Below are 22040 nucleotides of genomic sequence, written 5' to 3'. Positions count from 1 at the left end.
AGGCATAAACGACAAGACCTCGAGCCCTGCGCTTGGGGATGAGAGAGGCCCCATGACCGAGCGTTTCGATGTGATCCTAAAAGGCGGCACCGTCGTCAACCAGGATGGCGAGGGTGTTCGCGATATCGGCATCACGGGCGGTCGCATCGCCGAACTGGGGCCGCTGTCGCAGGCTTCCGCGGCCGAGGTTATCGACTGCAAGGGCCTGCACATCCTGCCTGGCGTCATGGACACCCAGGTGCATTTCCGCGAGCCCGGGCTGGAACAGAAGGAAGACCTCGAAACCGGCTCGCGCAGCGCCGTGATGGGTGGCGTCACCGCCGTGTTCGAGATGCCGAACACCTCGCCGCTCACGGTGACCGAGGCCACCTTCACGGACAAGGTGAAGCGCGCCCATCACCGCATGCATTGCGATTTCGCCTTCTTCATCGGCGGCACCCGCGAGAACGTGCAGGACCTGCCGGTGCTGGAACGGGCGCCCGGCTGCGCCGGCGTAAAAGTCTTCATCGGCTCGTCCACTGGCGCGCTGCTGGTGGAGGACGACGAGAGCCTGCGCCGCATCTTCCAGGTGATCCGCCGGCGCGCGGCGTTCCATGCCGAGGACGAATATCGTCTCAACGAGCGCAAGCCGCTGCGCATCGAGGGCGATCCGCGCTCGCATCCGGTCTGGCGCGACGAGACCGCGGCGCTGATGGCGACGCAGCGCCTGGTCAAGCTCGCGCGCGAGACGGGAAAACGCATCCACGTGCTGCACATCTCGACCAAGGAAGAGATCGAGTTTCTGCGCGACCACAAGGACGTCGCGTCCTGCGAAGCGACGCCGCATCATCTCACCCTCGTCGCGCCCGAATGCTACGAACGACTTGGCACGCTCGCGCAGATGAACCCGCCGGTGCGCGGCGCCGATCATCGCGCCGGCATCTGGCGCGGCATCGAGCAGGGCATCATCGACGTGCTCGGCTCCGATCACGCTCCGCATACGCTGGAAGAGAAGCAGAAGACCTATCCGGCCTCGCCCTCCGGCATGACCGGCGTGCAGACGCTGGTGCCTCTGATGCTCGACCACGTCAACGCCGGCCGCCTGTCGCTGGCAAGATTCGTCGATCTCACGAGTGCCGGCCCCGCGCGTCTCTACAACATGGCCTGCAAGGGCCGCATCGCCGCCGGCTACGACGCCGACTTCACGGTCGTCGATCTCAAGCGCAGCGAGACCATCAGCAACAAATGGGTGGCGTCCAAGGCCGGCTGGACGCCTTACGACGGGGTGCGCGTCACGGGCTGGCCCGTCGGCACCTTCATCCGTGGCCGCCGCGTGATGTGGCAGGGCGAGCTGGTAACGCCGTCGCAAGGCGAGCCGGTGCGGTTTCTGGAGACGCTGAGGCAGTGAGGTGATGTGTGGGAATGCACACTGCTTCCCCACCCGTCATTGCGAGCGCAGCGAAGCAATCCAGGGTCTCTCCGCGGCGGCAGTCTGGATTGCTGCGTCGCAAGGGCTCCTCGCAATGACGAGATGAGAGGTCTACATTTCATCTCGAACGGGAGTGGAGTCCGATGTCTCAGCCATCATCCCTCGTCACCACCGAACAACTCGCCGCCATGCTCGGCGATCCCAGCCTCCGCCTCTACGACTGCACGACCTACAACGAACCGGTGCCGCCTGGCAGCGACGCGCCTTATCGCGCGGTGCCCGGCGACAAGACGTTCGCAGCCGGCCACATTCCCGGCGCCGATTTCCTCGACCTGCAAGGCGAATTCTCCGACACCTCCGCGAGACCGCTCTACATGATGCCTGAGGTAGCCAAGCTGGTGGCGGCATTCGGCCGCCACGGCCTCGATGCGAACAAGACGATCGTGCTCTACAGCATCGGCACCATGATGTGGTCGACGCGGTTCTGGTGGATGCTGCGCTCGCTCGGCGTCGATGCGCAGGTGCTCGACGGCGGCCTCGATAAATGGAAAGAGGAGGGGCGACCGATCGAGACGGGCGCACCGAAGGGCTATCCGGCCACGGCCTTCAAGGCCGCGCCGCGCGCGGGCTTCTTCGTCGACAAGAATGTCGTGAAGGCGCGGATCGGTGACCCCGCAACGGCAATCGTCAACGCGCTCGGGCCCCAATTTCACCAAGGCTTGGAGCCGAGCCGCTACGGCCGGCCGGGCCGCGTTCCCGGCAGCGTCAACATTCCCGCCGCCACGCTCGTGAACGCCGACAAGACGCTGACGAATCTTGCGGATGCGCAAGCGAAGTTCGCCGCCCAGGGCGTCACGCGCGAGAAGAATGTGATTCTCTACTGCGGCGGCGGTATCTCGGCGACGATCGACCTGCTGCTACTGACGCAGCTCGGCTACGACAAGCTGACGCTCTACGACGGTTCGATGGGCGAATGGGCGAGGGACTCATCGTTGCCGATCGAGACGGATTGAAGCGCCAACGGCGCTTATTGCCGGGAGATGTCGACGGAGAATTCGCCGTTGCGGATGCGGCCCGGAAAACCCTCGACGAATTTTGCCACTGCATCCTCGCCATAGGTGCCGACGAGCTCGGCGAATGCGGCGAACAGGCTCGCCTGCGCCAGGCAGTCGCCGTCGACGCCGTCATGGCGCGCTTCGGCCCAGGCCTGGTTGAGATAGCTCAGGGCTGCCTGCTTCTGCTCGTGATCAGGCAGCGGCGCGCGGTCGGGAGCGTATGAAATCGGCTGGCTCATGAAACTCGATCAGGGCTGGGGCGCGATCCACGGCGATGCGCTGCACGAGAAGGTGTAGCACGCGTATTAACACCCGCTAGGCCACATCTTTAGGAACGGTTAACGGCTGTGAACAAAGTCGATCACAGGGTTCCAGCCGTCGTCATTCCGCCGCCCGACGAGAAATCAGTTCGCGTAGCGCGCCGTTAGATCGCGCGATATCTTCGAGCCTTCCTCGATATAGCGGCGGATCGCGACCGTCGCGGCCGGCGTGCAGCTCCGGTAGGTCTGCTGGAAACCGTTATAGCCGCGGTTGAACCCGGCGATCATGCGGGTGCGGCGCTCACCTGACGGAGTTTCGGCGTCGATCAGCGCCTGCATCTCGCTGCGCCATTTGTTGCCTTCATTGGACCCGCAGATGCTGCGCAGATAGTGCAGCCCGCCGAGGATCTCGGCCAGCCGCTGCAACTCGCCGTCAAACGGCGCCGCGGCGTCCTGGGCCCGGACGGGCGGGCAGGCGCAGGCGAGAATCAGGGCGAAAATGGCCAGCAATCGCGTCGACATCGGCGGCTGTATGCCCCCTCGGGACGGCGGGCGCAAGGCGGGCCGTCAGGCCCCGAGCAGCCGGTGGGCAGACTGGATGACTTCCTCCAGCCCCCCGGTCAGCTTGAGGTCGCCGAGGCTCGCCAGGGCGTTCGGGGCGATCCAGCGGTAGTCGTCAAGCTCGTCGTTCAGGACCGGCTCCCGGGCCGCCCAGCGGGCGGCAAAGGACATGATCAGGTAGTGGCCGGCGCCGGGCGCGGCCGGCAGCACCTCGCGCCAACCGGCAAGGCCGACGATCTCGATCCCGAGCCCGGTTTCCTCGTCGACCTCGCGCTTGAGCGCCTGGTGCAGCGATTCGCCGAACTCGACCCGGCCGCCGGGCAGCGAATAGAACCCCTTTGCGGGGGAGCGGGCGCGCCGGGTCAGCAGCACCTTGCCGTCGCGAAAAATCGCGGCACTGACCGCGATCTGGGGATGACTGGGCTGGACGACCGCGGACATTTTCTGACGGGACCTGGCTCAATTCGACATGATGGTGTCGACGTCGGCCTCCGCGCCGCCATTGATGATGCCGCCGCAGGCGGCGATCAGCGGCTTGACCCAGAGGGTGGCCTGCTCGGCGAGGCGAACGCGGGTCGTGTCTTTCTCGACCTCACGCATGGCCGAGCCGACCGCAATAAGGATCGAGGTCATGGTATCAGTGATGTGGTCGAACTGGGCGCGCACGTTGGGATCAGCCTTTTCATAAGCCTCGATGGCGAGATCCCGTGCCTTGAAGTTGGACGCGGTGAAATGCTCGGCATAGGACAGCGGCGTCCAGGTCAGGAAGTCCTCGGCGCATTCGGGCATGTCAGGGACCATTTCGAGCAGCATCACCGCTTCATTGAAATGGTTGAGATAGTCCGTGGCAAGTCCGGTCCGCGGGTTGATGTTGGCCACGCGCAGCCGTTCGGCCCAGTCCGCAGCCTCGGGGCCCGTCTGTACATGCGTCCGCGCGGGTTGGGTGGCCGTCGAGCTCATCTGCCGCAGTGTTAACGTTCGGGGTTAAAAGGACCTGAATGCACCCTATATAGGCCCCCAAGGATGTGTGGACGCTTCGTCATAACTTCGGCCCCCGCGGCTTTGCGGCAACTGTTCGGCTATGTCGAGCAGCCGAATTTCCCGCCACGGTACAATGTCGCGCCGACGCAACCGATACCGGTCGTATTGGTCGAAAATGGCGCCCGCCATTTCCGTCTGATGCGCTGGGGCCTGCTGCCGAGCTGGGTCAAGGATCCCCGCGGATTTACGTTGCTGATCAATGCCCGCTCCGAGACGGTGCTTGAGAAGCCCGCGTTCAAGAACGCGATACGCCGCCGCCGCGGTCTGATCCCGGCCGATGGCTATTACGAGTGGAAGTCCGAGGGTGGCCGCAAGCAGCCCTTCTTTATCCACCGTGCCGACGGCGAGCCGCTTGGCTTTGCCGCTTTGTTCGAGACCTGGGTCGGGCCGAACAGCGAGGAGCTCGACACGGTCGCGATCGTCACCGCTGCGGCGGGCGAGGATCTCGCCGCGTTGCACGACCGCGTGCCCGTCACCATCAGCCCGCGCGATTTCGAGCGCTGGCTCGATAGCCGCGGTGACGAGGTCGACGCGATCCTGCCGCTGATGAGGCCCCCGCACATCGGCGATTTTGCCTGGCACCCCGTCTCCACCCGCGTCAACAGCGTCGCCAATGACGACGAGCAGCTGCTGCTGCCGGTCAGCGCGGAGGAGATGGAGGCGGAGGCAGAGGCGGCGAAGCCGAAGAGGGCGGCGCGGAAGGTTGCCGCTAGCCCGGTGGACGACGGGCAGGGATCGTTGTTCTAGACTAGCTGAATGATGTTCTAGCCAAGCTGGCGCGATTCACTCCGCTGTCGTCCCGGACAAGCGCGCGCCGCTGGCGCTTGCCCGGGACGACACTGAACGTGCGGCGCCGCCTTCTACACGATCGCCCTTGCCCTCAACGCCGCGATCTCTGCCGCATCGAATCCCAGCTCGCCGAGCACCGCATCCGTGTCCGCCCCCAGCTCCGGGGCCATCCGGTCCAGCCTGCCGCCGCCATGCGCCAATTTGAAGCCGCTGCCGGCAAAGCGCAGGCGGCCATAGGGCGTGTCGAGCTCCTGGATGGCGCCACGAGCCTTGATCTGCGGGTGATCGATGATCTCCTCGACCTTCCAGATGCTGGCGCACGGCGCCCCGGCGTCCTCCAGAATCGTCTCCCATTCGCGCGCCGGTCGTTTCGCCAGCGCCTCCTCGATGATGGCGCGCAAGGCCGGCTCGTTCTCGTTGCGCGAAAACCAGTCCGCAAAGCGCGGATCGCTCAGCGTGTCCTCGCGGCCGAGCGCGGCCATCAGCGCGCGGTACTGCTTCTCGTTGTTGACGGCGAGCAGGATGTGGCCGTCGCCGCATTTGAACAGGTTCGCGGTGGTCCTGCGGCTCACCGCCTGGTTGCCCGAAAGCTGTTGGCGATGGCCGGCGACCGACCAGTCGGCGATCTGCCCCGACAGGAACGCCAGCGTCGCCTCAAGCATGGAGACGTCGACGAACTGCCCCTTGGCGGTGCGGTCGCGCTGATACAGCGCGCTCGACACGCCGAATGCTGCGGTGGCGCCCGAGAGCACGTCGCACACCGCAAAGCCCGCGCGCGTCGGCCCGGTCTCGGGATGGCCGGTGATCGCCATGATACCCGAGAGCGCCTGCATCTTGCCGTCGTAGCCGGGCCGCAATCGATCCGGACCGGTCTGGCCGAAGCCTGACACCGCGCAATAGATCAGTTTTGGGTTGATCGCCGACAGCGCCTCGTAGCCGATGCCGAGCTTGTCCATCACGCCCGGCCGGAAGTTCTCCATGACGACGTCGACCTGCGCGGCGAGCTTCTTCACGATCGCGATCGCCTCTGGCTTCTGCAAATCGAGCGTCAGGCTGCGCTTGTTGCCGTTGATGGCCTGGAATGCGGGGGCGAGCCCGCGCTCGGCCCATTCGCGGGACAGCGGGGTACGGCGCATGTCCTCGCCTTCGCGCCGCTCGACCTTGATGACGTCGGCTCCCAGCAGCGCGAGCTGGTAGCTCGCATAGGGACCGGCCAGCACTTGCGTGAAGTCCAGGATCTTCACGCCCTCGAACGGTCGCGTCACGTCTCTCTCCCGATGGTTGTTGTTATTGGAGGACGTCAGGCGGCGCGGTTGCCGCGCGCAATCTCCTTCTGCTTGTCGAATTCGGCGCGGCGCCGCGCCAGCTCATCAGGGGAGAGCTGCGCGACGTTGTTGTAGTCGAGCTTCCAGGAGGCGTCCTCGCTCCAGCGCAGCGGCGACTGCATCGTGGTCTGCGGGCCGCTCGCGGTCTCCAGCAGCCTCAAGGCCAGTTCCAGGGTCTGTGCCTGCGAGGCGACGTCGTGCGGCCTGCCGGCGGAATTGCCGAGCGGGAAGTCGCTGAACAAAAAGCGCGGTACGGCGGCGTGCTCGATGATGTCCTTGGCGCAGCCCATGATCACCGTCGGAATGCCGTTCCGCTCCAGGTGCCGCGCCACCAGCGCGGTGGTCTGGTGGCAGACGGGGCAGTTCGGCACCAGCACCGCGACATCGACCTTGTCGGCGATGCAGCGCGCAAGAATCTCCGGCGCGTCGGCGTCGATCGTGACGCGATGGCTGCGGTTGGTCGGCGCGCCGAAGAAGCGTGGCGCGACTTCGCCGATGCGTCCGGCGGCGGACGCCTTCAACAGTTGCGGCAGCGGAAACCAGGTGCCGCTGTCGGTCGCCGAGGTGTGCTTGCGGTCGTAGCCGATGTGTGAGATGCGCAGATCCTGCGCTTTCGACGCGTCGCCGTCATACACCTGGTAAAACTTCGCGCTGCCATTATAGGCCGCGCCCGGTCCCTGATCGCCCTTGGTGGGATCGTAGGGCGCCGCGGTGGTGATGATGGTCACGCGCGACTTTGCCAGCGGCTTCTTCAGCGGCTGGAACGGCGCCTCGGTGTAATGCGCCCAGCGGTACGGCGTGGTGTAGCCGATCGCCGCATAATAATCGCGCGTGCGCTGCATGTAGGGGACGGGGGAGTCGTAGTCGGGTGCAAAGCCGAATTCGTCGTCGCGCGGAGCGGACATAAGGCGCGTCTCCTGGTTCTTGGTTGGCGCCAGAGTAGAGGTAGTTTTGGGGTTGCTCAACGGGCAGAGCGGCGATTCAGGACAGAATTGCATCCGGCGAGGAAGCCACACGCACGGTGCCTCTCTCCCTCCCTGGAGGTCCCTCCAGGGGGAGGGTAAGCAAATCACCTGAACACATGCAGGGCCACGTATTGCAGCAGCATGATCGCCTTGGCGTCGATGATGCGGCCGTCGGCGATCATCGCCAGTGCCTCGTCGATGGAGAGCTCCAGCACCTCGATATCCTCGCCCTCGTGTTCCAGGCCGCCGCCGTCGCTGACACGCATCTCCGGCTCGTACTCGGCGACGAAGAAATGCAGCTTCTCGGTGATGGCGCCGGGGCTCATGAAGGCCTCGAACACCTTTTGGACGTGGTGCAGCCGATAGCCGGTTTCCTCCTCGGCTTCGGCGCGGATGCGCACCTCAGGGGAGGCATCGTCCAGCACGCCGGCGGCGGCCTCGATCAGCAGATCGTCGTAGCCACGGATGAACGCCGGCAGGCGGAACTGGCGCACCAGGATCACGGTGCGCCGGGCAACGTTGTAAGGCAGCACGGCGGCGGCGTTGTCGCGCTCATAGGTCTCGCGGTGCTGCGTCTGCCACGCGCCATTGGAGCGCCGGTACTCGAACGTCGTGGTCTTCAGCGGCGTCCAGTTGTCCGAGAGCACGCGGACGTCCTTGATGCGGACGCGGTCGGAAACGGTCATGGCTATCCTTCTTGTCTTCACCTCGCCCCGCTTGCGGGGAGAGGTCGGATTGCCCGGGCGATGCGAGGCATCGTCCGGCGCAATCCGGGTGAGGGGGGTGCAGGTCTCTCGCCGGTCGCATCTGCGGAGAGAGGCCCCTCACCCCAACCCTCTCCCCGTAAGAACGGGGCGAGGGAGCGCAGCTGTGCTTGGGGCCGCAGCTCAGTTGCTTGGCGTGGTTGCGCGGCCATCGAGCCACTTCTGGAACATCACCGAGGTGGATAGCTCGAAACCGAGCGAGCAGTAGAACGCACTGGCCTGCGCGTTTTCGCGCCGGACCAGAAGCTGCAGCTTTGCGATGCCGGCTGCGCGCAACCAGTCCTCCGCCGCCGCCATGATGACGCGGCCATGGCCGCGCTTCTGGCTATCAGGATCGACCGCGACGTAATAGACCCAGCCGCGGTGGCCGTCATGGCCGACCATGACGGTGGCGACGATCGCGCTGCCATCGCGGCCCACCAGCACGGTGGAGTTCTCCCGCCGCCGCGCCAGCGCGATGTCGGCATGCGGATCGTTCCAGGGACGCGTCAGGCCGCAGCGCTGCCACAGCGCGACGACGGGTTCGACATCGGCATCATCGATCGCGTCGATCGCAAGAGCGTTCACAGCACCTTCCCCGGATTCATGATGCCGAGCGGGTCGAGCATCGCCTTGACCTGTCGCATCAGCTCGATCGCGGTCTTGTCCTTCACTTCAGGCAGCTCGTCGCGCTTGAGCACCCCGATGCCGTGCTCGGCCGAGATCGAGCCGCCCATGCGCAGCACGATCTCGAACACCACGGCGTTCATCTCGTGCCAGCGCGCCAGATAATCGTCCGTGTTGGCGCCGATCGGCTGGCTGACATTGTAATGCAGGTTGCCGTCGCCGAGATGGCCGAACGGCACCGGCCGCGCGCCGGGGATCAGCTTCACCACGGCGGCGTTCGCCTCCTCGATGAACGCCGGCACCGCTGCGACGGGCACGGAGATGTCGTGCTTGATCGAGCCGCCCTCCGGCTTCTGCGCCGCCGACATCTCCTCGCGCAGCTTCCAGAAATTGTTGCGCTGGGCGAGGCTGGCTGCGATCACGGCATCGTCGACGATCTCCTCTTCCATGGCGCGGCCGAGGATCGTCTCGAGCGGCGTGCGGGCATCGTCGCTCGGAGAGGACAATTCCATCAGCACGTACCAGGGATGCTTCTCTTGGAGGGGATCGCGCACGTCGATGCCGTGGCGGATCGAGAAGTCGACCGCCAATTCCGACAGCAATTCAAAACTCGTCAGCGCGTTGGCGGCTTCGCCCTGCGCGATCGTGAGCAGCTTCAAGGCCGCCGCCGGCGATTTCAGGCCGACATAGGCGGTCTCGACCGCCCGCGGCTTCGGAAACAGTTTCAGCGTCGCCGCCGTGATGATGCCGAGCGTGCCTTCCGCGCCGATGAAGAGATTGTGCAGATTGTAGCCGGTGTTGTCCTTCTTTAGCTTCGACAGCGCGTTGAGCACGCGCCCGTCGGCGAGCACCACTTCCAGCCCGAGCGCCATCTCGCGCGCGACACCATAGGCAAGCGCGGCGGTGCCGCCGGCATTGGTGGAGAGGTTGCCGCCGATGGTGCAGCTGCCTTCGGCGCCGAGCGACAGCGGAAACAGCCGGTCGGCGTCGGACGCCTTCTGCTGCGCGATTTGCAGCACGACGCCGGCTTCGCAGGTCATGGTGTTGGAGGCGGTGTCGACCTCGCGGATCTTGTCGAGGCGCCGCAGCGACACGACCACCTCGCCATTGTGCGGCGTCTGGCCGCCGACGAGCCCGGTATTGCCGCCCTGCGGCACCAGCGCGATTTTGTGCTCCGAGGCGAGCTTGCAGATTGCGGAGACTTCCGCGGTCGAGCCCGGGCGCAGCACCAGTGGCGAGCGGCCGTGGAACAGATTGCGCTCCTCGGTGACGTAAGGCTCGATGTCGGTCGCATCCGTGATCGCGTGGCGATCGCCGACGATCTTGCGGAATTGCTCGATCAGCTCGGACGCAAGCGGAGGCGTGGCAGATTTGTTGATGTTCATTGTCTCGTCTCTTCGCTCTTATTCTCTCTTGCGCATGATCTTGTCGGAAAACCGCTGCACGCTTTGCGCTAACGCGGCCCTCCGGGTCCGGATCATGCGCTATCGTGCCACCGCGGCGCGCCGCAGTCGGTCATTGATTGCTTCGCCCAGACCTTCCTCGGGGATCGCCATCACGGCGATCGCCTTCGGCGCCTTCGCATCGAGGGTACGAAGATAGCCGAACAGATTGGCGGCGGCCTCATCGAGATCACCGGTGGGTGACAGATTCATGACGGCCGCGGCAGCATCGAGTCCGGGGAGCCGCGCGGGGCCAAAGGCCAGCAGCGCTTCATCAGGCGCGACGTCCTGCGCGCGGAGCCGCACATTGGCGCGCGGCGCGTAATGCGAGGCCAGCATGCCCGGCGCCAGTGGCTGGCTGTTGTCGTTCTCAGCCTCCACCGGCGGCCGTGCCAGGGGCATGCCGAGCACGGCCTCGATCCGTTCGCGCGACAGCCCGCCGGGACGCAGCAGCATCGGCGCATCGAAGCAGCCGACAATCGTCGATTCGACGCCGACCGCGACCGGCCCGCCGTCGACGATCAGATCGATCCGCCCCGCAAGATCGCTCTCGACATGGGCGGCCAGCGTCGGCGAGACATGGCCGGAGATGTTGGCGGAAGGGGCCACCACCGGCCCGCCAAAGGCGCGCAGGATCGCCTGCGCCACCGGGTGGGCGGGAATGCGGATCGCGACGGTGTCGAGGCCCGCGGTGGCGAGATCCGCCACCGGGCAGTCGTCGGTCTTCGGCACCACCAGGGTCAGCGGCCCCGGCCAGAACGCCCCCGCAAGCTTGAACGCGGGCGTGTCGAACCGGCCGATCCGGCGCGCAGCGGCGATGTCCGCGACATGCGCGATCAGTGGATTGAAGGCGGGCCGCCCCTTGGCGCCGTAGATGTGGGCGACCGCACTGGCGTTGGCGGCGTCCGCGCCGAGCCCGTAGACCGTCTCGGTCGGGAACGCGACCAGCCCGCCGCCCGCGAGCGTCCGGGCGGCGGCCCCGGCGGCGGCTTCGCCAGCCGGTAAAATCAGCGTTTCAAGACCCGTTTTCACAGGGATAAAATTCCTCATCTCGGCCGCTTGCGGTGCGCCAAACCCGACGCTATAAGCCGCCTTCTTGTCGGAGTGTGGCTCAGCCCGGTAGAGCACTGCGTTCGGGACGCAGGGGTCGCAGGTTCGAATCCTGCCACTCCGACCATTCTTCCAAAAGTCGACGTTTTGCAGAGACTTGGCGGACCGGCCGCCGGCGCCTCGGAGCGCCTTTTTGCAACGATTTTCGGAACGGGTCCACGGCGGATTTGGGTCGGCAGGGCCGCTTGTGCGCGCGGCATGGCTGGTCGTTCAGCCGCGCCGACTACATCGGTGCAGTACGTAGGTCAGAGGCCTACCGCCGCACCACCAGCACGCCTACCAGAAACGCCAGCATCAGCGATGGCAGCGGCGCCTCGCGCACCATGCCGCGCACGATGTCCGTCCAGTGCTGCTCCGGGACCAGCCTTGGCGACCTGATTTCCACCATCGGCGTCATGCCCCAATCCGAGGCGAGATCGGTGATCTCGCTCGCGGCCAAACGCGAGCCGTCGCGGACGCGGAAGACCGCAGCTTCCGATCGATCACGCGGCGCGAGCGCCATCAGCGTCGCGATCGCCGTGCGCAACGTCATCTCGCCAAAACCCTGCAGCCTTACCGACTCCTCGGGGTCCGACGTCATGTGATCATCCCTCACAGCGCGAAATGGCGCGCGATGGTGAAGACCGCGGTCGCGCACAGGACCAGCGTGGATACCGCGCCGGCCACACCGCGCGCGAGATGGGCTCGCGTCAGGTGCCTGGTCATGATCTTGCTCCATGCTCAGCATGGAAATGACGGCGCGCAAGGTTGGTTCCTGCGCAAACTGCGAATCGGCAGGCCGGCTACCGCCGCAGCAGCTCGCTCAACGCCGCCGTCGCCTCCGCGCAGCGGATGTCGTCGATCTCGCGCGACAGGCCGAGAGCGCTCGATCTCAGCTCTTCGAGCTTCCAGTTCTCCGGATTCTGGTTTTCGAGCTGGCTGAGACGTTTGTTGAGGTCATCCAGCCTGGATTGGAGTTGCTCGATACTGGCGGCCCCATTCACTTTCCAAACGCGTTGTGCGCGCATCGTGATTCCCCTGATAGTCTCACGGCTTTGTGAGAGCGGTTCGTGGCCGCAATGGGAGTTTCTTTTGTCCGGCTTCAGACGGTGGGGAACCGTTGCAGATTGGCAACGGAGCTTCCTCGATTGAGCACACAGGCCGGCTTGCTCTTGCGCAGCGCGCGTCACAGGCGCGGAATCTGCATGTACGCGGCGACGACGGCGTGTTGGCGTACGGCCGAAAGAGCGAAGGACAGACGCGTGGCGAGATTTGTGAATGTGGCGGCCGGGCAGCTTGGCCCGATTGCGAGGCGTGAGAGCAGGACCGAGGTGGTGGCGCGCCTGATGGCGTTGATGCGGCAAGCCCGGGCCAATGGCTGCGACCTGATCGTCTATCCCGAACTCGCGCTGACCACCTTCTTTCCGCGCTGGTATTTCGAGGATCAGGCCGAGATCGACAGCTTTTTTGAGCGCGAGATGCCGGGCCCGGAGACGCGAGCCCTGTTCGATCTCGGGAGCCAGCTCGGCATCGGATTTTACCTCGGCTACGCTGAGCTGACGGTCGAGGCGGGCAATATCAAGCGCTACAATACCTCCATCCTCGTCGACAAGAGCGGCGCGATCGTTGCGAAATACCGCAAGGTGCATCTGCCCGGCCATGCCGAGCTCGAGCCGTGGCGCAAATTCCAGCATCTGGAGAAGCGCTATTTTGAGCCCGGCAGCGGCTTCGGCGTGGTCGATGCGTTCGGCGGTACGATGGGAATGGCGATCTGCAACGACCGCCGCTGGAGCGAGACCTATCGCGTGATGGGCCTGCAGGGCGTCGAGATGGTGATGATCGGCTACAATACGCCGGTGCACAACCCACCCGCGCCGGAGCATGACGATCTCTCGCTGTTCCACAATCATCTCGTCATGCAGTCCGGCGCCTATCAGAACGGCACCTTCGTGGTCGGCGTCGCCAAGGCCGGCGTCGAGGAGGGCGTCGACCACATCGGCGGCAGCTGCATCATCGCGCCCTCGGGCGAGATCATCGCGCGCTGCACGACCAAGGGCGACGAGGTCGCGCTCGCTCGCTGCGATCTCGATCTCTGCAATTCCTACAAGCGCACCACGTTCAATTTCGACGTTCATCGCCAGCCGCGTGCCTACGGGATGATCGTGGAGCGCAAGGGCGTGACGACGATGGCGGACGGCACGCCGGTGCGGCGGAAGGAATGATGCTCCTGTCTTCGTGCCGCCACACGCTCCGTTCTCGTCTCGGCCCAGTACGAAGGACATGTCTGCAAGTTGAGATGTGCATTGGAGGATGGTGACGCTGCGCCTTGCTCCGTCATTGCGAGCGCAGCGAAGCAAATCCAGAGTCTTTCCGCGGCGGGATTCTGGATTGCTTCGCTGCGCTCGCAATGACGATGTGGCGGCAGCATGGGCTCCTCCATCACCGTCACTCTGCTGCGCGCAGCGCTGTAGAGCAAGCTTCGACGGGCGACGGCCTGGCTGCATCTCGGCCGTTCATCCGCTCCGGGGCTCGGGATGACGGAGCGCGCACTGTGATGTTCGCCGGAAGGCCTCCTCATCACAGCCACGTGTCTTTATTTGGGAACAATCATTTCCTATTATACCGCAATGCAAAAAGTCGCCCGCCAATCCCCGCCTGTCGCCCGTCCTGCCGGCCGTCCCCGTGAGTTCGACATGGACACCGCGCTCGATCGCGCCCTTCGGGTGTTTCGCGAGCGCGGCTATCATGGCACCTCGATCAGCGATCTCACCGCCGCGATGCGGCTCGCCACCGGCAGCGTCTACAAGGCGTTTGCCGATAAGCATGCCGTGTTCCTCGCCGCTTTCGAGCGGTACACCGGCTTGCGCCAGGAGCAGACCCGTAGCGCCGCGGCGCGCGGGGAGAATGGCCGCGCGCGGCTGCGCAACGTCCTCTTGTCCTATGTGGAACACTCCGAGGGCATCGAGGGGCGACGCGGCTGCCTCGTGGTCGGCAGTGCGGTCGAATTGTCGGCGGTCGATCCGGTGATCCGTGCACGGGTCCATGCACAGCTCAAGACCAATGAAGACTTCATCGCCGGCCTTATTCGCGAGGGCCAGGCCGATGGCTCGATTCCGGGCCATGTCCATGCCGGCGACACCGCGCGGCTGATGATCTGCATCACGCAAGGTATGCGCGTCGTCGGCAAGGCGCGCCTGAGGCTCGACGGGACGCGCCTCGTCGGCGTCGCGATGAAGCTGCTCGCCTGAATTCATGTCATATTAGGGAACGATCGTTCCCGATTATCGGAGATCCACGTAAATGACCATGAATGCCACCATAGAGACCGCGCCCGAGCCGGATGCGGTGTCGCAGCGCCTGACATTCGTCCTTGCCGCGGCCTGTGGCATGGTCGCCGCCAACATCTACTATGCGCAGCCGCTGATCGCCCCGATCAGCGCCGCGCTCGACCTGTCGCATGCAGCGGCGGGGCTGATCGTCACCATGACCCAGATCGGCTATGGCGTGGGGCTGCTGTTCATCGTGCCGCTCGGCGATCTCGTCGAGAATCGTGCGCTGATCTGCTCGGTTATCATCCTCGGCGCCGCGGCGCTGCTCGCCGCCGCGTTCTCGACCCATGCCCTGCCGTTCCTGGTGGCCGCGCTGTTCATCGGCCTCGGCTCCGTCGCGGTGCAGATCATCATTCCCTATGCGGCGCATCTGGCGCCGGAAGCCATTCGTGGCCGCGTGGTCGGCAACGTCTCGACCGGCCTGATGCTCGGCATCATGCTGGCGCGGCCTGTGTCGAGCATCGTCACCGCGGCCTCGTCATGGCATGCGGTGTTCTTCGCCTCCGCCGCGCTGATGATCGTGCTCGCAACGGTGCTCTGGATGACGTTGCCCAGGCGTAAGCCCGTTGCGCGCCTGCATTACGGCACGCTGCTGCTGTCGATGCCGCATCTGGCCCTAACCACTCCGCTGCTCCGGCGCCGCGCGCTCTACCAGGCGAGCCTGTTCAGCTGCTTCACCCTGTTCTGGACGGTGGCGCCGCTCCAACTCGCCGGCGCGTTCGGCTTCACCCAGCGCGGCATCGCGCTGTTCGCGCTGGCGGGTGTCGCGGGGGTGTTCGCAGCTCCCATTGCGGGCCGGCTCGCCGATCGCGGCCATAGCCGCATCGCGACGCTGGTTGCGATGCTGCTCGCGGCCGCCGGCTTCCTTGTGACCTATCTCGGCGCGCCAGGTTCGATGCTGAACCTCGCCTGCCTGGTCGTGGCCGCGATCGCCATCGATATCGGCGTGCAGGGCAATGTCGTGCTCGGCTTCCGGTCCATCTTTACGCTTGGGCACGAGCATCGCAGCCGCCTCAACGGCCTCTACATGGCGACGTTCTTCGCAGCCGGCGCTGCCGGCTCCGCGGTCGGCGCCTGGGCGTTCGCGCAAGGCGGCTGGACGCTTGCCTCGGCCATTGGCCTCGCTCTGCCGGTCGCGGGCCTGCTGTATGCGGCCACTGAATAGTTACCGGGATCGTTGATTGTGGAATGCGCGCGTTTACCAAGCGGCGGACGAGAGGCCATCCGGTGTCTGACGAAGCCCCCGGCGCCGCAATTTCCATCTCGCCGTTTGGTTGCGGTTGTTGTACTTTCGTCGCAATGGGACCTGGTTAACGGGCGGCGGGGGAGGCTGATGAGGCAAGCGGGGCTGTTTGGCGTACCCCGGGTACGGCCATGGTCGTGGCAGGCGTTTCTGCTGGGCCTGGTTATCGTCGCGGTATCGGCCATGCTTCAGGGCATCTGCGTCGCGCTTGGCGCAAAGCTTTATTTCGCAGCGTTCCTGCCCAGCCTGTTCGTGCTCGCGCTTGTCGCGGGCGCGCCGGCGGCGGCATTCGCCGCGCTGCTCACCATTCCACTGGTGTGGTGGGCATTCATACCACCGTTCTTCGAGTTCACCCCGCTGACCAGCGCCAATGCCGATTCCATCAACCTGTTCTGCCTGCTCGCCGTGCTCCTGATCGGCCTTGGCGATCTCTGCCGCGAGACGACGATCATCAGACGCGGCGGGCTGAAGCCTTCACGCGAGAGCGCGGCAACGAAGTCGCAATAGTTCGGCCTTGTGCCAGCCTGCGCGTTGCACACGCGCAACAGTCCGGCAACCATGCGCGAGCTTGCCGGGCGCCGCTAACTTTTCGAAAAAGATTTTGGCCGCAATTTCTCCCCCGGGAATGACGAGGGAGTTTTCGACCATGAACGGCCAGATCAACGGACACGCCATCTTGGAGAACGTGCGCCGCTATCGCGGCATCGCATCGCTCTATCGCCAAACCGCGGCGTTCCGCCCGGGCCAGAGCTGGTCGCTGCTGGAGCAGGCGAGGGAGTGGGAAGCGCGGGCGCTGTCGGAGCTCGAGGCCTATTTCGCCACGCGCATCGACTACGCCGCTCCGCTTGCGGCCTGATCGTTCACCGCGCAGGGCGTAGCGCGATCGACCCGCCCGGGCGCGCGACCCGGGACGACTACGGGATTGTCTCGGCGCCCGCTTGTGCTAGCAACATCCCGATCGAGATCTCCTTCAGGGAGGGCGGGGGCGAGCGATGACCACCTTCAACCGCATCTTCACGACAGAGCGCCTGCTGCAGATCATCGTCATTCTCGCGGCGACGATCGCGATGAAGTTGATGGCCTGAACGCGGGCTGCCTACCGCCCGCCGAGCCCGGGCACGTCGGGCAGATAATTCGACCCTTCCGATCCCAAAAAATCGAACATGGCCTGTGCCGGCGGCAGCAGCACCTTGTCGCTGCGGCGGATCACGTACCATTGCCGCACGATCGGCAGGCCGGCGACATCGAGCACGACGAGCCGGCCCTCGGCGAGCTCATGCGCGACTGTGTGGGCCGAGATGAAGGCGATGCCGAGCCCGGCGATCACCGCCTGCTTGATGGTCTCGTTGCTGCTCATCTCCATGCCGATGATCGGCTCCAGGTCCGACCTCTGGAACATGCCCTCCATCAGCGTCCGCGTGCCGGAGCCGGGCTCGCGGGTGAGGAAGGTCTCGTGCACGAGATCGGTCAGGCTGAGCCCGGAATCCTTCTCCAGCCAGTGCCCCTTGCGCGCGACGATGACGTGCGGATTGCGTCCGAGCTGGCGGACGTCGACGCTGACGTCGGCCGGTGGCCGACCCATCACCGCGAAATCGAGGTCGTAGCCGTGCATGGCCTCGCGAATCTCCTCGCGATTGCCGATGGTGAGCTTGATCTCGATCTTGGGATGCCGCTTCGAGAACGCGGCGATGGCATGCGGCACGAAATATTTCGCGGTCGAGACCGCGCCGAGCTGCACGGTGCCGCCGGTCCGCCCCGCCAGCAGGTCGAGCGCGCCCTGGCAATCCATGATCGCGGCTTCGACCCGCTCGGCGAGCGCCAGCACCTCCTCGCCCGCCTCGGTCAGCAGCATGCCGTCGCCGGTCCGCTGCACAAGCGGCAAGCCGGCGAGGTCCTGAAGCTGCCGCAGCTGCTGGGTCACGGCTGGCTGTGTCAGCCCGAGGTGGCCGGAGGCCGCCGTCACGCTGCCCTTGGCCGACAACGCCGCAAGCGAGCGAAGCTGCCGGATCGTCAGATGCCGAAGCTGGGCCGCCGCATGGCCGGAGCCATTATAAGAAAATTCTTTGGTGCTCATTATGAATAGAAATTTTTCTTATTAAGCCGCCGCTGTCAATCTCCTCGTACCGGGACTGACCGCACCGACCTCCAGCGTGGAGGGCAATGGATGCGGCGCCGGCCTAGGGGACGGACGCAAATGACCGGGCAACTCAGGCTCGACGACCACCTTCCGCGGTATTTAGAGACCAGGCCCCACGCACTGGCCGTTGCGGCCGCCGTCGATGCCGTCGCGGTGGCGGCGATCGAGATTGCCGATCTCATCGCGACAGGCGATCTCGCTGACGCCTCGGGCCTGACGACGGGCCGCAACAGCGACGGCGATGTCCAGCGCGATCTCGACGTGCAGGCGGATGCGATCCTGCGCCGCTGCCTCGGCAGGCTGCCGATCGCGGCGCTGGCGTCGGAGGAGATGCGCGAGCCGCAGATCGGCGACCGCGACGGCCGCATCTGCGTCGCGATCGATCCGCTCGACGGCTCCTCCAACATCGACATCAACATGACCGTCGGCACGATCTTCTCGATCCTGCCCGCACCCGACGATCTCGGTCTCGCCTTCCATCAGCGCGGCTCGGCGCAGCTCGCGGCCGGCTTCGTCACCTACGGGCCGCAGACCTCGCTGGTGCTGACGCTCGGCGAGGGCGTCGACATCTTCACGCTCGACCGCAACGCCGGCTGCTTCCGCCTCGCGCGCAGCGCCGTGCAGATCTCCGAGGCCTGCGAGGAGTTCGCGATCAACACCTCGAACCGCCGCCACTGGGATCCGCCGGTGCGCGCCTTCATCGACGAATGCCTCGCCGGCGTCGAGGGGCCCGCGAACAGCGATTTCAACATGCGCTGGATCGGCTCGCTGGTCGCGGAAGCCTACCGCATCCTCACCCGCGGCGGCGTGTTCCTCTATCCCTCCGATGCGCGGCCCGGCTATGGCGACGGCCGCCTGCGCCTCACCTACGAGGCGCATCCGATGGCCATGATCATCGAGCAGGCCGGCGGCTCGGCCTCGACCGGGCGCGGTCGCATCCTCGACCTCTCCGCACAAAGCCTGCACCAGCGCGTGCCGCTGATCATGGGCTCGAGCAACGAGGTGCGGCGCGTCGAGGAGCTGCATTGCGATCCGCTGCTGGTTGCCAGCGTCTCGGCGCCGCTGTTCGCGCGGCGCGGATTCTTCCGACTCTGAGCGAGGTGACGCATGTCCAGGAAGCATCCGATCATCTCCATCACCGGCTCCTCCGGCGCCGGTACGACCTCGGTCAAGAAGACATTCGAGCAGATCTTTTTCCGCGACAAGGTCAATGCCGCCTACATCGAAGGCGACGCCTTCCACCGCTACGACCGCGCCGAGATGCGCACGCAGATGGCGAAGGAAGCCGAGCGCGGCAACAAGCACTTCAGCCATTTCAGCCCCGAGACCAATTTGTTCGAGGAGCTGGAGCGCGCCTTCCGCGACTATGGCGAGACCGGCACCGCGGTGACGCGGCACTACGTCCACGACGTCGAGGAATCCGCGCTGCACGGCGCGGCACCGGGCACCTTCACCGACTGGAAGCAACTGCCGGAGAACTCCGACCTGCTGTTCTACGAAGGCCTGCACGGCGCCGTCGTCACCGACAAGGTCAACGTCGCGCGTTATGCCGACCTCAAGATCGGCGTCGTGCCCGTCATCAATCTCGAATGGATCCAGAAGCTGCACCGCGACCGCAGCGCGCGCGGCTATTCCACCGAGGCCGTGACCGACACGATCCTGCGGCGGATGCCCGATTACATCCATTACATCTGTCCGCAATTCACGGAGACCGACATCAACTTCCAGCGCGTGCCGACGGTGGATACTTCCAATCCGTTCATCGCGCGCTGGATCCCGACGCCGGACGAATCGATGGTCGTGATCCGCTTCAAGAACCCGCGCGGCATCGACTTCCCCTATCTGCTCTCGATGCTGCCGCAGAGCTGGATGTCCCGCGCCAATTCGATCGTGTGCCCCGGCGCGAAGCTCGATCTGGCGATGCAGCTGATCCTGACGCCGCTGATCATGCAGCTGATCGAGCGGAAGCGCAGCCTGAAGTGAACAGGGAGAGAATCCGATGAACATCTCCGTCCACGCCGAAGCCGACCTCACGGCGGTCACGCACGACGATCTCGCCAATGCCGTCCGCTTCCTCGCAGTCGATGCCATCGAGACCTCGCAGTCGGGCCATCCCGGACTGCCCATGGGCATGGCCGATGTCGCGACGGTGCTGTTCTCGCGCTTCCTGAAATTCGACTCGGCGCATCCAAACTGGCCGGATCGCGACCGCTTCGTGCTGTCGGCGGGCCACGGCTCTATGCTGCTCTATGCGCTGTTGCACCTCACCGGCGGGGACGTCAGCCTCGATGACATCAAGGCCTTCCGGCAATGGGGCTCGAAGACGCCGGGCCACCCCGAATATGGTCACACGCCCGGCGTCGAGACCACGACGGGACCGCTGGGGCAGGGGATTGCAACGGCGGTCGGCCTGGCGCTCGCCGAGCGCATGGCCAATGCGCGGCATGGCGATGGCCTCGTCGATCACTTCACCTATGTCATCGCCGGCGATGGCTGCCTGATGGAAGGCATCAGCCACGAGGCGATCTCCCTCGCGGGTCACCTCCAGCTCGGCCGGCTGATCGTGCTGTTCGATGACAACGGCATCTCCATCGACGGTCCGACGTCGCTCGCGACGTCGGATGACCAGCTCGCGCGTTTCGCCGCCTCCGGCTGGTCGGTGCGCCGTGTCGACGGGCATGATCCCGAAGCCGTTGCGCAGGCGATTGCGAAGGAGCGCGAGACCGCAAAGCCATCGCTGATCGCCTGCCGCACCATCATTGGCTATGGCGCGCCTGATCTGCAGGGCACCGAGAAGGCGCACGGCGCGCCGCTCGGCACCGAGCAGACGATGGCCGCGCGCCGAACTCTCGGTTGGGACTATCAACCCTTCGTCGTGCCGATCCCGGTGCTCAAGGCGTGGCGGATGATCGGGCAGCGCGGGCAAGTCGATCGGCTCGCGTGGCTCGGTCGCTACGAAGACGCGACGCCGGAGCAGCGCGACCTGTTCGTCGAGGGCAAGACCGTCCCGCTGCCGGCCGCCTATGCGCTGGCCGCTGCGAAATTGCGCGGGCGCTTTGCCAGAGAGCGGCCGAAGCTCGCCACGCGGCAGGCCTCGCAACAGGTGCTCGACGGCATCGCCGGGACAATTCCCGGCCTGGTCGGCGGCTCGGCGGACCTGACGCATTCGAACCTGACGCATGCCAAGGCTCAGGCTCCCGTCCGGCGTGGCGCATTCGCCGGCGACTACATCCACTATGGCATCCGCGAGCACGGCATGGCCGCTGCGATGAACGGCCTCGCGCTGCATGGCGGCTTCATTCCCTATGGCGGCGCGTTCCTCGCGTTCTCCGACTACAGCCGGCCCGCGATCCGCCTTGCGGCGCTGATGCGGCTGCGCGTCATCCATGTGATGACGCACGACTCCATCGGCCTCGGCGAGGACGGCCCGACGCACCAGCCGGTGGAGCATCTCGCGGCGCTGCGGGTCATTCCGAACCTGCTCGTGTTCCGGCCGGCCGATGCCGTGGAAACGCTGGAGGCCTGGGACTGTGCGCTCATGGCGGAGCATCGTCCGTCCGTGCTGTGCCTGTCGCGGCAGGCCCTGCCGACCTTCCGCAGCGATGTCCGCGGCAGAAACCGCGTCGCACGCGGCGCCTATCTCATCGTCTCACCCCACGGCGGCCGCGACGTGACGCTGATGGCGACCGGCTCGGAAGTGTCGATTGCAATGGAAGCCGCGCGCCTGCTTGCAACTGAGAACATCCGTGCAGCCGTTGTCTCTGCACCCTGCTTCGCGCTGTTCGAGGAGCAGCCGGAATATTACCGCGCCGCCGTGCTCGGCACCGCGCCGCGCGTCGGCATCGAGGCGGCCGTCGCCGGCGATTGGCATCGCTGGATCGGTACCGACGGTGAATTCGTCGGCATGCGCGGTTTCGGCGCCTCGGCGCCGGCGCCAGTGCTGTACCGCGAATTCGGCATCACGCCGCAGAGTGTTGCGGAATCGGCCCGCCGGGCGATCGCCCGCAAGAGCCAATAAGGAGGACG

General features: G+C 65.8%; 24 protein-coding genes and 1 tRNA gene. 12 read left to right on the top strand and 13 right to left on the bottom strand.

Features of this window, described 5'->3' with window-relative positions; genetic code table 11:
* Positions 1 to 52: 52 nt before the first annotated feature.
* Together ACRQ5Q_RS32240 and ACRQ5Q_RS32235 are read left to right on the top strand one after the other, a co-directional pair.
* A complete protein-coding gene (locus tag ACRQ5Q_RS32240; protein WP_439393964.1) occupies positions 53 to 1387 on the top strand; it encodes a dihydroorotase in 1335 nt (444 codons plus the stop codon).
* Between the two features lie 164 nt (positions 1388 to 1551).
* Positions 1552 to 2421, top strand: a complete 870-nt coding sequence (locus ACRQ5Q_RS32235; RefSeq protein WP_439393962.1) for a sulfurtransferase — start codon at positions 1552 to 1554, stop codon at positions 2419 to 2421.
* 14 nt (positions 2422 to 2435) lie between these two features.
* Here ACRQ5Q_RS32235 and ACRQ5Q_RS32230 read toward each other — a convergent pair whose 3' ends face one another.
* From ACRQ5Q_RS32230 to ACRQ5Q_RS32215, 4 genes are all read right to left on the bottom strand, one after another.
* Entirely contained in the window at positions 2436 to 2702 is a 267-nt protein-coding gene (locus ACRQ5Q_RS32230; protein WP_439393961.1) for a hypothetical protein, read from the bottom strand.
* 165 nt (positions 2703 to 2867) lie between these two features.
* Positions 2868 to 3245 carry a TIGR02301 family protein gene (locus ACRQ5Q_RS32225; protein WP_439375520.1) on the bottom strand — a complete coding sequence of 126 codons (378 nt, stop codon included), beginning with the start codon at positions 3243 to 3245 and terminating at the stop codon, positions 2868 to 2870.
* Between the two features lie 45 nt (positions 3246 to 3290).
* On the bottom strand, positions 3291 to 3725 hold the full coding sequence (locus tag ACRQ5Q_RS32220; protein WP_439393959.1) for an NUDIX hydrolase: 435 nt from the start codon (positions 3723 to 3725) through the stop codon (positions 3291 to 3293).
* 18 nt (positions 3726 to 3743) lie between these two features.
* Complete coding sequence (locus ACRQ5Q_RS32215; protein WP_439393957.1) at positions 3744 to 4244, bottom strand: hypothetical protein; 501 nt, start codon at positions 4242 to 4244, stop codon at positions 3744 to 3746.
* Positions 4245 to 4307: 63 nt separating this feature from the next.
* On the opposite strand from ACRQ5Q_RS32215, the gene ACRQ5Q_RS32210 reads away from it, so the two are divergent.
* Positions 4308 to 5072: an SOS response-associated peptidase gene (locus ACRQ5Q_RS32210; RefSeq protein WP_439373817.1), complete on the top strand. Its 765-nt coding sequence runs from the start codon at positions 4308 to 4310 to the stop codon at positions 5070 to 5072.
* Between the two features lie 113 nt (positions 5073 to 5185).
* Here the strand turns inward: ACRQ5Q_RS32210 and ACRQ5Q_RS32205 are convergent, their stop codons facing one another.
* The 6 genes from ACRQ5Q_RS32205 to ACRQ5Q_RS32180 form a co-directional block, all read right to left on the bottom strand.
* Positions 5186 to 6379: a CaiB/BaiF CoA transferase family protein gene (locus tag ACRQ5Q_RS32205; RefSeq protein WP_439393955.1), complete on the bottom strand. Its 1194-nt coding sequence runs from the start codon at positions 6377 to 6379 to the stop codon at positions 5186 to 5188.
* A gap of 35 nt (positions 6380 to 6414) precedes the next feature.
* Complete coding sequence (locus ACRQ5Q_RS32200) at positions 6415 to 7344, bottom strand: glycine reductase (RefSeq protein WP_439373819.1); 930 nt, start codon at positions 7342 to 7344, stop codon at positions 6415 to 6417.
* Between the two features lie 164 nt (positions 7345 to 7508).
* On the bottom strand, positions 7509 to 8090 hold the full coding sequence (locus ACRQ5Q_RS32195; protein ID WP_439393953.1) for an NUDIX domain-containing protein: 582 nt from the start codon (positions 8088 to 8090) through the stop codon (positions 7509 to 7511).
* Positions 8091 to 8291: 201 nt separating this feature from the next.
* Entirely contained in the window at positions 8292 to 8735 is a 444-nt protein-coding gene (locus tag ACRQ5Q_RS32190) for a GNAT family acetyltransferase (RefSeq protein WP_439393951.1), read from the bottom strand.
* Entirely contained in the window at positions 8732 to 10159 is a 1428-nt protein-coding gene (locus ACRQ5Q_RS32185) for an FAD-binding oxidoreductase (protein WP_439393949.1), read from the bottom strand. The genes ACRQ5Q_RS32190 and ACRQ5Q_RS32185 overlap by 4 nt, the downstream gene beginning before the upstream one ends.
* A gap of 99 nt (positions 10160 to 10258) precedes the next feature.
* Positions 10259 to 11248 (bottom strand): L-threonylcarbamoyladenylate synthase, encoded by a 990-nt coding sequence (locus tag ACRQ5Q_RS32180; protein ID WP_439393947.1) that lies wholly within the window; start codon positions 11246 to 11248, stop codon positions 10259 to 10261.
* 68 nt (positions 11249 to 11316) lie between these two features.
* Between ACRQ5Q_RS32180 and ACRQ5Q_RS32175 the strand changes: the two genes are divergently transcribed.
* Positions 11317 to 11393: transfer RNA gene (locus ACRQ5Q_RS32175), tRNA-Pro, on the top strand.
* A gap of 186 nt (positions 11394 to 11579) precedes the next feature.
* Here the strand turns inward: ACRQ5Q_RS32175 and ACRQ5Q_RS32170 are convergent.
* Positions 11580 to 11906: a hypothetical protein gene (locus ACRQ5Q_RS32170; RefSeq protein WP_439373853.1), complete on the bottom strand. Its 327-nt coding sequence runs from the start codon at positions 11904 to 11906 to the stop codon at positions 11580 to 11582.
* Positions 11907 to 12108: 202 nt separating this feature from the next.
* A complete protein-coding gene (locus ACRQ5Q_RS32165; protein ID WP_439393946.1) occupies positions 12109 to 12333 on the bottom strand; it encodes a hypothetical protein in 225 nt (74 codons plus the stop codon).
* A gap of 234 nt (positions 12334 to 12567) precedes the next feature.
* Between ACRQ5Q_RS32165 and ACRQ5Q_RS32160 the strand changes: the two genes are divergently transcribed.
* The 5 genes from ACRQ5Q_RS32160 to ACRQ5Q_RS32140 all read left to right on the top strand — a co-directional run bounded on the left by ACRQ5Q_RS32160 (position 12568) and on the right by ACRQ5Q_RS32140 (position 16733).
* Positions 12568 to 13527 carry an N-carbamoyl-D-amino-acid hydrolase gene (locus ACRQ5Q_RS32160; protein WP_439393944.1) on the top strand — a complete coding sequence of 320 codons (960 nt, stop codon included), beginning with the start codon at positions 12568 to 12570 and terminating at the stop codon, positions 13525 to 13527.
* Positions 13528 to 13932: 405 nt separating this feature from the next.
* On the top strand, positions 13933 to 14553 hold the full coding sequence (locus ACRQ5Q_RS32155) for a TetR/AcrR family transcriptional regulator (protein WP_439373856.1): 621 nt from the start codon (positions 13933 to 13935) through the stop codon (positions 14551 to 14553).
* A gap of 52 nt (positions 14554 to 14605) precedes the next feature.
* A complete protein-coding gene (locus ACRQ5Q_RS32150) occupies positions 14606 to 15799 on the top strand; it encodes an MFS transporter (protein ID WP_439373857.1) in 1194 nt (397 codons plus the stop codon).
* Between the two features lie 168 nt (positions 15800 to 15967).
* Positions 15968 to 16384, top strand: a complete 417-nt coding sequence (locus ACRQ5Q_RS32145; RefSeq protein WP_439373858.1) for a DUF4118 domain-containing protein — start codon at positions 15968 to 15970, stop codon at positions 16382 to 16384.
* A gap of 139 nt (positions 16385 to 16523) precedes the next feature.
* Positions 16524 to 16733: a hypothetical protein gene (locus tag ACRQ5Q_RS32140; RefSeq protein ID WP_439373859.1), complete on the top strand. Its 210-nt coding sequence runs from the start codon at positions 16524 to 16526 to the stop codon at positions 16731 to 16733.
* Between the two features lie 240 nt (positions 16734 to 16973).
* Here ACRQ5Q_RS32140 and ACRQ5Q_RS32135 read toward each other — a convergent pair whose 3' ends face one another.
* Positions 16974 to 17951, bottom strand: a complete 978-nt coding sequence (locus ACRQ5Q_RS32135) for a LysR family transcriptional regulator (protein ID WP_439393942.1) — start codon at positions 17949 to 17951, stop codon at positions 16974 to 16976.
* Between the two features lie 120 nt (positions 17952 to 18071).
* On the opposite strand from ACRQ5Q_RS32135, the gene ACRQ5Q_RS32130 reads away from it, so the two are divergent.
* From ACRQ5Q_RS32130 to tkt, 3 genes are read left to right on the top strand one after another with little or no spacing between them, the layout of a single operon-like run.
* On the top strand, positions 18072 to 19109 hold the full coding sequence (locus ACRQ5Q_RS32130; RefSeq protein WP_439393940.1) for a class 1 fructose-bisphosphatase: 1038 nt from the start codon (positions 18072 to 18074) through the stop codon (positions 19107 to 19109).
* A 12-nt stretch (positions 19110 to 19121) separates the two neighbouring features.
* Entirely contained in the window at positions 19122 to 19997 is an 876-nt protein-coding gene (locus tag ACRQ5Q_RS32125) for a phosphoribulokinase (protein ID WP_439393938.1), read from the top strand.
* A 16-nt stretch (positions 19998 to 20013) separates the two neighbouring features.
* Positions 20014 to 22032 (top strand): transketolase, encoded by a 2019-nt coding sequence (gene tkt / locus ACRQ5Q_RS32120; protein WP_439373863.1) that lies wholly within the window; start codon positions 20014 to 20016, stop codon positions 22030 to 22032.
* The last annotated feature ends 8 nt before the right edge of the window (positions 22033 to 22040 follow it).

This window comes from Bradyrhizobium sp. PMVTL-01, from assembly GCF_051861855.1.
Classification (GTDB): Bacteria; Pseudomonadota; Alphaproteobacteria; order Rhizobiales; family Xanthobacteraceae; genus Bradyrhizobium.
This window is presented reverse-complemented; position numbering and strand designations above follow the sequence as displayed.